Annotated in this window: 11 protein-coding genes; 8 read left to right on the forward strand and 3 right to left on the reverse strand. The window is 62.7% G+C overall.

Annotation, left to right across the window (positions count from 1 at the left end):
- Positions 1 to 9 precede the first annotated feature (9 nt).
- Positions 10 to 3,414: an Rne/Rng family ribonuclease gene (locus BUS06_RS08230; protein WP_074263828.1), complete on the reverse strand. Its 3,405-nt coding sequence runs from the start codon at positions 3,412 to 3,414 to the stop codon at positions 10 to 12.
- A 731-nt stretch (positions 3,415 to 4,145) separates the two neighbouring features.
- Between BUS06_RS08230 and BUS06_RS08235 the strand changes: the two genes are divergently transcribed.
- Genes BUS06_RS08235 through BUS06_RS08250 form a run of 4 tightly spaced genes read left to right on the forward strand, consistent with a single transcriptional unit; the run spans position 4,146 to position 7,235 of the window.
- Positions 4,146 to 5,171, forward strand: a complete 1,026-nt coding sequence (locus tag BUS06_RS08235; protein ID WP_074265969.1) for an RluA family pseudouridine synthase — start codon at positions 4,146 to 4,148, stop codon at positions 5,169 to 5,171.
- Positions 5,164 to 5,823 (forward strand): HAD-IIIA family hydrolase, encoded by a 660-nt coding sequence (locus tag BUS06_RS08240; RefSeq protein ID WP_074263829.1) that lies wholly within the window; start codon positions 5,164 to 5,166, stop codon positions 5,821 to 5,823. The genes BUS06_RS08235 and BUS06_RS08240 overlap by 8 nt, the downstream gene beginning before the upstream one ends.
- Positions 5,820 to 6,212, forward strand: coding sequence for a Rieske (2Fe-2S) protein (locus BUS06_RS08245; protein ID WP_074263830.1), 393 nt, complete (start codon positions 5,820 to 5,822; stop codon positions 6,210 to 6,212). The genes BUS06_RS08240 and BUS06_RS08245 overlap by 4 nt, the downstream gene beginning before the upstream one ends.
- A gap of 18 nt (positions 6,213 to 6,230) precedes the next feature.
- Entirely contained in the window at positions 6,231 to 7,235 is a 1,005-nt protein-coding gene (locus tag BUS06_RS08250) for a S49 family peptidase (RefSeq protein WP_074263831.1), read from the forward strand.
- 136 nt (positions 7,236 to 7,371) lie between these two features.
- Here BUS06_RS08250 and BUS06_RS08255 read toward each other — a convergent pair whose 3' ends face one another.
- Together BUS06_RS08255 and BUS06_RS08260 are read right to left on the reverse strand one after the other, a co-directional pair.
- The gene (locus tag BUS06_RS08255; protein ID WP_074263832.1) at positions 7,372 to 8,091 is read right to left on the reverse strand and encodes an SAM-dependent methyltransferase; all 720 of its coding nucleotides are present in this window, start codon (positions 8,089 to 8,091) and stop codon (positions 7,372 to 7,374) included.
- Positions 8,088 to 8,705, reverse strand: a complete 618-nt coding sequence (locus BUS06_RS08260) for a Maf-like protein (RefSeq protein ID WP_074263833.1) — start codon at positions 8,703 to 8,705, stop codon at positions 8,088 to 8,090. The genes BUS06_RS08255 and BUS06_RS08260 overlap by 4 nt, the downstream gene beginning before the upstream one ends.
- A gap of 279 nt (positions 8,706 to 8,984) precedes the next feature.
- Between BUS06_RS08260 and BUS06_RS08265 the strand changes: the two genes are divergently transcribed.
- The 4 genes from BUS06_RS08265 to BUS06_RS08280 all read left to right on the forward strand — a co-directional run bounded on the left by BUS06_RS08265 (position 8,985) and on the right by BUS06_RS08280 (position 12,169).
- Entirely contained in the window at positions 8,985 to 9,623 is a 639-nt protein-coding gene (locus tag BUS06_RS08265) for a DUF177 domain-containing protein (RefSeq protein WP_074263834.1), read from the forward strand.
- Positions 9,624 to 9,722: 99 nt separating this feature from the next.
- Entirely contained in the window at positions 9,723 to 9,902 is a 180-nt protein-coding gene (rpmF, locus tag BUS06_RS08270; protein ID WP_074263835.1) for a 50S ribosomal protein L32, read from the forward strand.
- A gap of 171 nt (positions 9,903 to 10,073) precedes the next feature.
- Positions 10,074 to 11,180, forward strand: a complete 1,107-nt coding sequence (gene plsX / locus BUS06_RS08275) for a phosphate acyltransferase PlsX (protein ID WP_074263836.1) — start codon at positions 10,074 to 10,076, stop codon at positions 11,178 to 11,180.
- Positions 11,180 to 12,169 (forward strand): beta-ketoacyl-ACP synthase III, encoded by a 990-nt coding sequence (locus BUS06_RS08280; protein ID WP_074263837.1) that lies wholly within the window; start codon positions 11,180 to 11,182, stop codon positions 12,167 to 12,169. The genes plsX and BUS06_RS08280 overlap by 1 nt, the downstream gene beginning before the upstream one ends.
- The last annotated feature ends 87 nt before the right edge of the window (positions 12,170 to 12,256 follow it).

Genomic DNA, 12,256 nt, shown 5'->3' on the forward strand with positions numbered 1-12,256 from the left:
TGTAACGGCTTACTGCGGGTGCTTCGCCGTTTCGACCTGCTGCATCGGCGCATTGTCGACCGGCGGTAGCGGCTTGCGCTCGCGCGGCACGCGCGCTGGCTTCGCAACTTGCGCAGCGGCTTCCTGCGCGGCACGCAACTTGGTGGCGTCGGTGTTGACCCACACCAGGCCGGCGCTTTCCAGTACCGGCTGCAGGGCTTCCGGCGACAGACCGTTGTTGCGCGGTGCAACTGGCGCTACGGCCGCGACCGGCGCCGGTTCGACAGCCTGCGCAGGCTCAACCGCGGGTTGCGGTGCTGCCGGTGCGGCTACTTCTTCGGCTGCGGCAGCTTGCGGCGCTGCTTCGACCACTGGCTGCTGTGCTTCCACCGGTGCAGCAACCACGACCGCCGGAGCGACCGAGGTTGCCGGCGTCGCTTCCACGACCGGAGCCTGAACGGCGGCCGGCTCGGCAGCGAACGTCTCTGCAGCAGCGGGCTCAACCGCTGCCGGTGCCTGTACTGGCGCTTCAACCGCCGGCGCTTCGTGAACCGGTGCCTGGAACACAGGCGCCGCAGGTGCTGCGCTCGTCGTTTCGACGGCAGCGCTTGCGGTTTCATGTGCGGCTTCGGCTGCGACCGGCGCAACAGGTGCCACGGGCGCGGCCGGTGCCGATACAACCGGCGCCGGTTCAGCGTGCGTGACTACCGGCGCTTCGGGCACGGCTGCTTCTGCGACCGGCACGAAAGCTTCGGTCTTGGCAGCCTGTTCGGCGGCCAGAACCGGCGTTTCGGTTGCGGCATGCAGTTCGGTGACGACCGCCGTTTCCGTTGCGACCGCAGCAACGACCACTTCGACCGGCGCGCTTGCCGGCGCTTCGTGACGGGGCTGCTGAGCCGGCGCCTCGACTGCTGCGCTAGCCGTTTCGCCTTCCGTTTCCGCACTTTCGACAGACTCGGCACCTTCGGCGTTGACGTTACCGTTCACGCCTTCTTCTTCGCGCTCACGACGGCCGCCACGACGACCGCGACGGCGGCGGCGACGCTCTTCGCCTTCACGGGCCACGGCTTCCTGATCGACGGGAGCGCCGCCTTCAAGGTTGCCGGCCTGGTTTTGCGTCAGCAGATCGGTCTGGTTTTCGTCCTGGCTCAGTGCTTCTGCGCCTTCCGGTTGCTGCTTGCGACGCTCGCCGCGTTCCGGACGATCACCGCGATCGCGACGTTCGCCGCGTTCCTGGCGTTCGCCACGCTCGGCGCGCGGTGCGCTTTCCACGGTTTCGCCACGGTCCGCGCGTTCCTGACCGCGCTCGCCGCGGTTGTCACGCCCTTCGCGCTCGCCACGCGGCTCGCGACTTTCGCGCGGCTCACGGTTGCCACGCGGCTCCCGTGTTTCGCGCGGCTCGCGACCCTCACGCGGTTCGCGCGACTCGCGTGCTTCACGCGGCTCACGACCCTCGCGGGCTTCACGTCCTTCGCGACCTTCGCGTTCGTCACGGCGCTGCGACGGCTGGCCTTGACGGCCGCCAACCGCAGCACCTTCGCCACGCGCCGCGCCATCACGGCCGCTCGCGCCGCCACGGCGATTATTGCGACGATCGCCGCCGCGCTCGCCCGTGCGCTCACCGCGCTCCGGACGATCGCCGCGTGCCGGACGCGCCGTCTGCTCGACGGGTGCCGGTGCGACCGGTGCGGGCGCCGCCGGCGCCGCGCCGAACAGCTTCTTCAGCCAGCCAATGAAACCGCCGCCAGCCGGCGTCACTGCCACAGGGGCAGGCGTAGCGGCAGCAACCGGGCGAACCGGAGCGCTAGGCGCCGGCTTTTCAGGCGTGATGCCCTTGACCGCGGCTTCCTGCTTCGGCTTCACTTCCTCGGCGCGCTTGCTGTAACCGGTTTCCGATTCCAGCTCGCGGGCCGCTTCTTCGGCCATCTTCCACGAAGCGCGCGGCTCGTCGAGGCGCGCATCGTCGTGACGCAGGCGCTCGAGCTTGTAGTGCGGCGTGTCGAGGTGCTTGTTCGGGATCAGGACGACATTGACCTTGAAACGCGACTCGATCTTGTTGATTTCGGCGCGCTTCTCGTTCAACAGGAAGGCGGTCACTTCGACCGGCACCTGGCAGTGGATGGCCGCGGTGTTTTCCTTCATCGCTTCTTCCTGAATGATCCGCAGCACTTGCAGTGCGGACGATTCGGTATCGCGGATGTGGCCCGTGCCGTTACAGCGCGGGCAGGTCACGTGGCTGCCTTCCGAGAGGGCCGGACGCAGACGTTGACGCGACAGTTCCATCAGGCCGAAGCGCGAAATCTTGCCCATCTGGACACGTGCACGGTCGTGCTTGAGCGCGTCTTTCAGGCGTTGTTCGACTTCGCGTTGGCTCTTGGCCGACTCCATGTCGATGAAGTCGATCACGATCAGGCCGCCCAGGTCGCGCAGGCGCAACTGGCGGGCCACTTCGTCGGCGGCTTCGAGGTTGGTGCGTGCAGCCGTTTCCTCGATGTCGGCGCCCTTGGTGGCGCGCGCCGAGTTCACGTCGATGGCCACCAGCGCTTCGGTGTGGTCGATCACGATCGCACCGCCCGAAGGCAGCGGCACCGTGCGCGAATACGCCGTTTCGATCTGATGTTCGATCTGGAAACGCGAGAAAAGCGGCACGTCGTCGTGATACCGCTTCACCTTGCTGACATTATCCGGCATCACGATATCCATGAAGGCGCGGGCCTGGTCATGAATTTCGGTGGTGTCGATGAGGATTTCGCCGATATCCGGCTGGAAATAGTCGCGAATTGCGCGGATCACCAGGCTCGATTCGAGATAAATCAGCATCGGCTGACCGGTCGAACCGCTTTGCGACGCGGCTTCGATGGCGCGCCACAGTTGCATCAGGTAGTTCAGGTCCCACTGCAGTTCTTCGGCGGAGCGGCCAATACCAGCCGTACGCGCGATGATGCTCATGCCTTCCGGCAGTTGCAGCTGCGCCATGGTTTCGCGCAGTTCCTGACGGTCGTCACCTTCGATCCGGCGCGACACGCCACCGCCGCGCGGATTGTTCGGCATCAGGACCAGATAACGGCCTGCCAGCGAAATAAAGGTGGTGAGAGCAGCGCCCTTGTTGCCGCGTTCTTCCTTTTCGACCTGGACGATCAGTTCCTGACCTTCCTTCAGGGCGTCCTGGATACGGGCGGAACGCATGTCGACGCCGTCGCGGAAATACTGGCGGGCGACTTCCTTGAACGGCAGAAAACCGTGACGGTCTTCGCCGTAGTTGACGAAACAGGCTTCGAGCGACGGCTCGATGCGAGTGATGATGCCCTTGTAAATATTGCCTTTGCGCTGTTCGCGACCGGCGGTTTCGATGTCGATATCGATGAGTTTTTGCCCATCGACGATGGCTACGCGCAGTTCTTCCTGCTGCGTTGCATTAAACAACATTCGTTTCATTGAACGACTCCAGAGCGGCTTAGCCTGCGCCCACGCCTCGCGTTTATTGGACGCAAAGGACGTTCGAGGCAGCGGCATGCCGCGCTTTATTGTGTTTTCACAAGCACGCTGGAGCGGGAAAAATGGCGGGGAGAATTGCCTGAGAGGGCCCGGTCCATACAGAAGGACGCGGTGCCGCAGGGCACATGCGAACACGGCTTCAAATAACGGCCTGACACGCCGCGGGTACTGCCGGCTGACCTATACACACCTTCGTCCACTCGCGCCGGTGCGCCAACTGGGCGCGTGACCGGAGGGTCGAAGGCTGCGGTCGAGCCGCAGCGGGAAGTTCGCGCAATAGGCGCGTCTTTTCTCGCCGGGGGTGTCTCGCCTCATTTTGACGTCGCCATGTCTTGTACTTTCTACAAGACGCCTTGGGCGCACGCCGTATTTTCGCAACCGGAAGCCTCGTCCTGCAGGGCGTCAAACCGCCGATACCCGAGGCTCGCAGTTAAATTCTTTTTTACCAAAATTCCGTTACCGCGGAGCCGACCGTGACCGAACGCGCCTGTGGGCGCCGTCCCTGCCGGGTGCTGACTCCGTGCGTACAACTTGTTGCATCTCGTTATGCGGGTGAGCAACCAGACCCGGGCGCAAGTAAAATGACTGTTTATCGCTTGCACCTGCGCAGACCGCCGGAATACCGGACAATGCGCCGGCCGCCGCAGACTGCTGGGCAAATTATATTCAGAATGAAAGAGTTAGGCAAAATATCCCAGAAATCGGTCGCAAGTGACCAGGTCTCGATGATCGAGATCGACGATGGCGCGGCCGGACAGCGCATCGACAACTTCCTGTTACGCGTCTGTAAAGGCGTGCCTAAAAGCCATATTTATCGCATCCTGCGTAGCGGGGAAGTGCGTGTAAATAAGGGCCGGGTCGATGCGCAGTACCGTCTCGAGCATGGTGATCTCGTGCGCGTGCCGCCGATCCGCATCGCTCAAGGGATCGAAGCGAGCGCTCACAATCCGGTTCCGGCCGCCCATTTCGAAATTCTTTTTGAAGATGACCACATGCTGGTCATCGATAAACCGGCCGGCGTCGCCGTCCATGGTGGCAGCGGGGTGGCGTTCGGGGTAATCGAGCAGATGCGCGAGGCGCGTCCGCAGGCAAAATTTTTGGAACTGGTGCACCGGCTGGACCGCGAAACCTCCGGTGTCCTGATGCTGGCGAAAAAGCGCGCGGCACTTGTTAACCTGCACGAGCAGATTCGTGAGAACCGCATGGACAAGCGCTACTTTGCGTGCGTTCATGGCGAGTGGGCGAGCGACTGGGGCCGCCGCCGGGCGGTCAAGGAGCCGCTGCACAAGTATCTGACGGCGGATGGCGAACGCCGCGTGCGGGTCCAGGCGGACGGGCTGGCGTCGCACACGGTGTTCAATCTGGTGAATCGCTGGCCGGACTACGCGCTTCTCGAAGCGGAACTGAAGACGGGTCGCACGCATCAGATCCGGGTTCACCTCGCGCATCTGGAGTTGCCGATCGTCGGCGACGTCAAATATGGCGATTTCGCACTGAATAAAGAGCTGGCGCGCACCAATGCGCGTCCTGGACTGAAGCGGATGTTTCTGCACGCGTACCGGCTCAAGCTGGCACACCCGGCTACCGGCGACGTGCTGCAGTTCGAGGCGCCGCTACCGGCGGAATGCCGGCGTTTCATCGATCAGCTCAATGAAATCAATAACGGGGCAACCCCGGAGACGAATACGCATGGCTAGAGAGCAATTTGATCTGATCGTCTTCGATTGGGACGGCACCTTGATGGATTCGACCATGCATATCACGCGGAGTATCCAGTCGGCGTGTCGCGATCTCGGCTTGCCGGTGCCGGCTGACGAGGCGGCGAGCTACGTGATTGGCCTCGGGCTGCGCGACGCGCTGCAGATCGCCGCGCCGACGCTCGACCCGTCCGAGTATCCGCGTCTGGCCGAGCGCTACCGTTTCCACTATCTGGTCAAAGATCAGACCACGGAGCTTTTTGCTGGAGTGCGCGAGATGCTGCAGGAGTTGCGCGATCAGGGCTATCTGCTTGGTGTCGCCACCGGCAAGAGCCGTGTGGGCCTGAACCGGGCGCTCGACCAGTCGCGCCTCACCAGCCTGTTCGACGGTACCCGCTGTGCCGACGAGACTTTCTCGAAGCCTCATCCGGCAATGCTGCATGAGCTGACCCGTGAACTGGGTCAGGATGTGGCACGCACGGTGATGGTCGGCGATACGACCCATGACCTGCAAATGGCGATCAACGCCGGCGTCGCAGGCATCGCCGTGACCTACGGCGCCCATCCGGAGGCCTCGCTCGCTGCGCTCGAGCCGAAGTTCGTGGCGTCGAGCGTCAGCGCGCTGTCCGGCTGGTTGCGCGAGAACGCATGATCATGTCTGCCATCGAACCCGTGCGGATCTGCGCTTCCGACGAACTGGTCGAGGGTGGCACAGGGCTGCGCCGCCAGGCGAAATACGTCGACGGGGATGCGGTTGTTTTCTTTGTCCGCTATGGTGGCGAGGTTTTTGGTTATCTGAACCGCTGTGCGCATGTGCCGATGGAGCTCGACTGGGCTGAGGGTCAGTTCTTCGAATCATCGGGTTTATACTTGATGTGCGCCACGCACGGCGCAATTTACGCGCCGGATACAGGTAAGTGTGTCGGCGGTCCGTGCCGTGGCGGCAGGCTGCGTCCCGTTCAGGTAGACGAACGGGATACACCGGATGGCCGCGCGGTATTCTGGCTGCCGGACGACGACCTGCGTCCGGTCACCCCCTGACTCTTTGATCTGCGACGCATGGCCGACAATCTCACTCCCGATCCGAACCAACCGTCCTCAGCGGGCCGCAGGCCGACGCCAACTGATGAACCGGGCTGGGAGCGCGCCGCGCTCGAACGCATTGCGCTCGCTGCCATCAGCGAACAGCGCGCGGCACGGCGCTGGAAGATCTTCTTTCGCTTTGTCTTCGTCATCCTGCTGCTGCTGGTGGTCTGGGGCGTGTTCGACTTTTCCGGCGAGAAGGTCGCCACCACTGGGCGCCATACCGCACTGGTCACGCTCGACGGGGAAATTGCCGCGGACACGAATGCGAACGCCGATGATGTTGACTCCGCATTGGAAAGCGCCTTCGACGACGCCGGCACGGCGGGCGTGATCCTGAGCTGCAACAGTCCGGGCGGCAGTCCGGTGCAGGCGGGTATCATCAATCGCGATATCCGTCGTCTGCGCGCCAAATATCCGTCCATCCCGCTGTATGTGGTGGTGGGCGACATGTGCGCCTCGGGCGGGTACTACGCGGCCGCAGCGGCAGACAAGATTTACGTGGATAAGGCGAGCATCGTCGGCTCGATCGGCGTGCTGATGGACGGCTTCGGATTTACCGGGCTGATGGACAAGCTCGGCGTCGAGCGGCGTCTGCACACCTCGGGCGAAAACAAGGGCTTCTTCGACCCGTTCTCTCCGGAGACGCCGAAGATGGACGCGCATGCCCAGGAAATGCTCGACCAGATCCACCAGCAGTTCATCGACGCGGTGCGCGAAGGCCGCGGCAAGCGGCTGCATGAGACGCCGGATATTTTCTCGGGTCTGTTCTGGACCGGTCAGCAGAGTGTTGATCTTGGTCTGGCGGATGGCTTTGGCGACTCTGATTATGTCGCGCGCGAGATTATCAAGGCGCCGGATATCGTCGATTACACCGTGAAGGAAAGCATCACCGATCGCGTGGCGCGCAAGTTCGGCGCGGCGGTTGGCAGCGCTGCGGTTCACGCGATGGTGCTGGGCGGGAAGATGAGCTTGCGGTAAACAGTGACGCAGGGAGTCGCTTACCGCGGGGACGGTCAGTCGGTCGGCGGCTGGTCAAGCGGAACTCGCCCAGTCAAGTAGCGGCCGCCGTTTCGGGCGGCCTTCGTCCTCGCAGGTCCGGCGGCCGGCCCCTCTTTCAGACGGCAAGAAGCAGGAAGATCGCCGGGCGCTTGTGCAGATCGAGCACCGGCGCCTTTTTCCAGTCCGACACGGTTCGACTCGCAATCGTCTCGGTCTCCAGCGTCAGATCCACTGCGACGCACACCAGCGTCGACGGCGCGCAGGTCGCCAGTAAAGTATCGAGCAGCGCCTTGTTGCGATAAGGCGTCTCGATAAAGATCTGCGTCTGCTTTCCCTTGCGCGACTGTTGTTCCAGATCGCGCAGCCGCTTGGCCCGTTCGGCTGCGTCCACCGGCAGGTAACCGTGAAAGGCGAAACTCTGGCCGTTCAGGCCGGAAGCCATCAACGCCAGCAGAATCGAGCTCGGTCCCACGAACGGCACAACCTTGACGCCGCGCTCGTGCGCCCGCCGCACCAGCAGCGCACCCGGATCGGCGACCGCCGGACAACCGGCCTCCGAGACGAGGCCCGCATCCGTGCCTGCGAGGATCGGCGCCAGCAGTTTTTCGATCTCGCCCGCCGGGGTATTCACGTTTAACTCGCGAATCTCGATTTCCTGGATCGGCCGTTCGGTGCCGACTTTCTTCAGGAAGGCGCGCGTGGTTTTCGCGTTTTCGCCGATGTAATAGTGCAGAGCCGCGGCGCGCGCCCGCACTGGCGCGGGCAGCACGGCGTCGAGCGCGTCCGCGTCACCTTCGCCCAGGGTGTTCGGGATCAGATACAGTATGCCGCTCATCGTGCCCCCAACAGTGGAAAACCGGCCGCCAGCAGCATTCGCGACAACGCGATCAGCGGCAGTCCGACCAGCGCGGTCGGATCGTCCGACTCGATCGCATCTAGCAGCGCAATGCCGAGCCCTTCGGATTTGGCACTTCCGGCGACATCGTAAGGCGTTTCGGCTCTCAAATAGGCTTCCAGTTCAGCGTCTGACAGATTCCGGAAGCGTACCGTCGTCACGACATCAAGCGTCTGGGCGCTGCTGTCGCGACTGTCGAACAGGCACAGCGCGCTATGAAACAGCACTTCGCGGCCGCGCATGGCCTGCAGCTGGGCAAGCGCCTTGTCGTGCGAGCCCGGTTTGCCAATCTGCAGACCGTCGTAAGTGGCGACCTGATCTGAGCCGATCACGAGTGCGTGTTCACCGGCGGCCAGTTTGGCTGCGACCGCCCGTGCTTTATCCTCGGAGAGCCGCAGGGCGGTCGCTTCGGGCGTTTCTCCCGGGTGAGGCGTCTCGTCGACAGCGGGTACGACGACATCGAACGGCACGCGCAGGCGTTCCAGAAGCTCGCGGCGGTAGCGCGAACTCGACGCCAGAATCAGGCGCGGCGGGCGGGAAGAGATATCCGGCATGGTGAACCAAAGGCTAGGGAGAGCAGGCCGCACGGGCTTTCGCGCGTGTGGGCTTAAGTGTTTGACTCGAAAAGACAAAACGGATATGATTTTGGGCTTTTCATCGGTATGTGAACGTTGCGCTGCAGGGAAACCTCGGGGAAGCCTCGTGAAAATCCCGCGCAAACCCCCAATGCGGTCTTGCTGCAATCAGGGTTTGTCTCGTAGTAGCAGCGCCTCGGCAGGCGGCATACTGACCTGATTTACCCCGGCTAAATCCGTGCCGACGCAGGAGCGCACATGACTCAACATCCTGGCAAACCTGCAGGTCTCGCCGACCCGCATGATGTCGATCTTTTCGAATTCGCGCGGAGTGGCTGTCAGGCCGCGGGTCTCGTGCGCGTCTCGCAACTGCCGCGCATGTTAAACGAAGTTCCTGCGGAAGCGCCAGAGCGCGAAAGCGCGTTCACCTGGCAGGCCGAAGGGGCAACGCAGCCGGAATTGCAGGACGACGGCACCGAGGGTCCGCAGCCTTATCTGAGGCTCGCGATTCACGGGTCGGCATGGCTCGAATGTCAGCGGTGTCTCACGCCGTATCTGCAGGCGTTCAACGTCGATGCGACTTACCGGATCGTCAACACTGAGGCGGAAGCCGAAGAGTTTCCGCTCGACGAGGATGAAGTCGATGTGATCGTGGGTTCAGCCCATTTCGATCTTATCGACTTGATCGAAGAAGAGTTGCTGCTGAGTTTGCCGCTGGTGCCCAAGCACGAGGTTTGCCCTGAAGTGCACGAGTCGCTCGTGTCTGGGGTGGCCGGCGATGAGGGCGACGAAGCCGGAGAGGATGAGGCTGAAGAGGGCGGCGAGCCCGCCCGGCCCAATCCGTTTGCGGCGCTCGAAGCCCTCAAGAAGGGTGGTTCCGGCGGCGAGAAGCACTGAACAGTTGCATAGGAGCGCGATGCGGCGCGTTGGCCATTCGGCCAGTGACGATTGCCGTATCGGGCTGTGTTAGAATTCGGAAAATTTTTAGGAGTTATCATGGCAGTCCAACAAAACAAGAAGTCGCCGTCGAAGCGCGGCATGCACCGCTCGCACGATTTCCTCAGCGCAGCGCCGCTGGCTGTGGAACCGAGTACGGGTGAAGTGCATCTGCGTCACCACGTTAGCCCGAACGGCTACTATCGCGGCAAGAAAGTCGTCAAGACGAAGAACGACTAATCGTCCCGTTGCGTTGCGCCCCTTGGCGTTTCGCGTGGCGATCGGCTCGCTTGACATTTTCCCGGCTCGACAAAAAGGCGGCATCTATGGCCGCTTTTTTGTGTCGAACGCAGTTAGCCGTCTAGCGCTTGCTGCGTTCCCATGCAGAGCTCCTGAAATTCGTCGCACTCCATGACAGTAAAGCTCACGATAGATTGCATGGGAGGCGACCACGGCCCGTCCGTGACCGTTCCCGCGGCTGTCAGTTTCGTTCGTTCGCATCCCGATGCGCAGTTGATGCTCGTCGGTATCGAAAGCGTGATCCGCGCCCAGCTCAAGAAGTTGAAGGCCGAGGGCGAGTCTGCGCTGGTCATCGTGCCGGCTTCAGAGATCGTCGCCATGGACGACTCGGTTGAAGTCGCGCTGCGCAAGAAGAAAGACTCGTCGATGCGCGTGGCGCTCAACCGCGTCAAGGAAGGCGAGGCTCAGGCCTGCATCTCCGCCGGCAACACCGGTGCGCTGATGGCGGTGTCCCGCTATGTTCTGAAAACGCTCCCGGGTATCGAACGCCCGGCGATCGCGTTCGCATTGCCCAATCCAACCGGCTACACGATGATGCTCGACTTGGGCGCCAACGTCGATTGCGAGCCGCAGCACCTGCTGCAGTTTGCGGAGATGGGGCATGCGCTCGTGTCGGCGCTCGAGGGCAAGGAACGTCCTACGATCGGTCTGCTTAACATCGGCGAAGAGGTCATCAAGGGCAACGAGACCATCAAGCGTGCCGGTGAGTTGCTGCGGGCGAGTACACTGAATTTCCACGGTAACGTCGAGGGCGACGATATCTTTAAGGGCACGACCGATGTGATCGTCTGCGACGGTTTTGTCGGCAATGTTGCGCTGAAGACATCGGAAGGGCTCGCGCAGATGTTGAACGACATCATCAAGGAAGAGTTCGGCCACTCGTGGCTGACCAAGGTGATGGGGCTTCTCGCGTTGCCGGTACTGTTACGCTTCAAGAAGCGGGTCGACACCCGGCAATACAATGGTGCAGCATTGCTCGGCCTGCGTAGTCTCGTGATCAAGAGCCACGGCTCGGCGGACGCGTACGCGTTTGAGTGGGCGATCAAACGCGGGTATGATGCCGTCAAAAACGGCGTGCTGGAACGCCTTGCGCGGGCGATGGAAGAGAACGCGAGTTCTCTGGAACAGGTTGCGCGCGACGCAAGCGGCGCGGGTTATGCAAGTCCGGCCGCAGGCCAGCCAGCCGAGCCCTACGCTGCGCTATCCTCGAAGGCATAATGGCTCAATCGACAATTTATTCCCGCGTGCTGGGAACCGGCAGTTATCTGCCACCCGGGCGCGTCAGCAATCAGGACCTGGCCGAACGTCTTGCCAGGCAGGGCGTCGAAACCAGCGACGAGTGGATCGTAGCCCGCACCGGCATCCACGCACGCCATTTCGCAGAACCTGATGTCGCCACTAGCGATCTCGCGCTCATCGCCGCCCAGCGCGCGATCGAAGCTGCCGATGTCGACCCGCAATCGATCGACCTGATCATTGTCGCCACCTCCACGCCCGACTATGTGTTTCCTAGCACGGCGTGTCTGCTGCAGAACAAGCTCGGCATCAAGAACAACGGCGCGGCGTTCGACGTGCAGGCTGTCTGTTCGGGCTTCGCTTATGCAGTGGCAACGGCGGACAGTTTCATCCGCAGCGGTCAGCATCACACCGCGCTGGTGATCGGAGCCGAAACCTTCTCGCGTCTGCTCGATTTCAATGACCGCACGACCTGCGTGCTCTTCGGCGACGGCGCTGGCGCAGTCATCCTCTCGGCCTCGGAACAGCCTGGCGTGCTTGCCAACGCGCTGCATGCCGACGGCAGTCATTCCAACATTCTCTGCACGCCGGGCAACGTGAACGGCGGTGTGATCGCCGGTAGCGCGTTCCTGCATATGGACGGCCAGGCGGTGTTCAAGCTCGCCGTCAACGTGCTCGAGAAGGTCGCCGTCGAAGCGCTTAACAAAGCTGGCCTCACAGCGGAACAGGTCGATTGGCTGATTCCGCATCAGGCCAATATCCGTATCATGCAAAGCACGTGCCGCAAACTGGGCCTGCCGCAGGAGCGCATGGTCGTCACGGTGGGCGAGCACGGCAATACGTCGGCTGCGTCCATTCCGCTCGCGTTCGACGTCGCCGTGCGCGACGGCCGTATCAAGCGCGGCCAGAACGTCCTGATCGAAGGCGTCGGCGGCGGCTTCACGTGGGGCGCGTCGGTTATCCGCTATTGATCTGCTTTTGAGGCGGCGCTTCGGCGTCGCCCGCAACGATCAATCGCGTCGATAAATAAGGCCGCGTGCCGTACGCATCTGAAACAT

Origin of the sequence: Paraburkholderia phenazinium, from assembly GCF_900141745.1 — a bacterium.
Taxonomy (GTDB): domain Bacteria; phylum Pseudomonadota; class Gammaproteobacteria; order Burkholderiales; family Burkholderiaceae; genus Paraburkholderia; species Paraburkholderia phenazinium_B.

Bases quoted from the DNA above. Each gene is read 5' to 3' on its own strand.
- BUS06_RS08230 (WP_074263828.1), bottom strand. From the start codon at position 3,414: ATGAAACGAATGTTGTTTAATGCAACGCAGCAGGAAGAACTGCGCGTA.
- BUS06_RS08235 (WP_074265969.1), top strand. From the start codon at position 4,146: ATGAAAGAGTTAGGCAAAATATCCCAGAAATCGGTCGCAAGTGACCAG.
- BUS06_RS08240 (WP_074263829.1), top strand. From the start codon at position 5,164: ATGGCTAGAGAGCAATTTGATCTGATCGTCTTCGATTGGGACGGCACC.
- BUS06_RS08245 (WP_074263830.1), top strand. From the start codon at position 5,820: ATGATCATGTCTGCCATCGAACCCGTGCGGATCTGCGCTTCCGACGAA.
- BUS06_RS08250 (WP_074263831.1), top strand. From the start codon at position 6,231: ATGGCCGACAATCTCACTCCCGATCCGAACCAACCGTCCTCAGCGGGC.
- BUS06_RS08255 (WP_074263832.1), bottom strand. From the start codon at position 8,091: ATGAGCGGCATACTGTATCTGATCCCGAACACCCTGGGCGAAGGTGAC.
- BUS06_RS08260 (WP_074263833.1), bottom strand. From the start codon at position 8,705: ATGCCGGATATCTCTTCCCGCCCGCCGCGCCTGATTCTGGCGTCGAGT.
- BUS06_RS08265 (WP_074263834.1), top strand. From the start codon at position 8,985: ATGACTCAACATCCTGGCAAACCTGCAGGTCTCGCCGACCCGCATGAT.
- rpmF (WP_074263835.1), top strand. From the start codon at position 9,723: ATGGCAGTCCAACAAAACAAGAAGTCGCCGTCGAAGCGCGGCATGCAC.
- plsX (WP_074263836.1), top strand. From the start codon at position 10,074: ATGACAGTAAAGCTCACGATAGATTGCATGGGAGGCGACCACGGCCCG.
- BUS06_RS08280 (WP_074263837.1), top strand. From the start codon at position 11,180: ATGGCTCAATCGACAATTTATTCCCGCGTGCTGGGAACCGGCAGTTAT.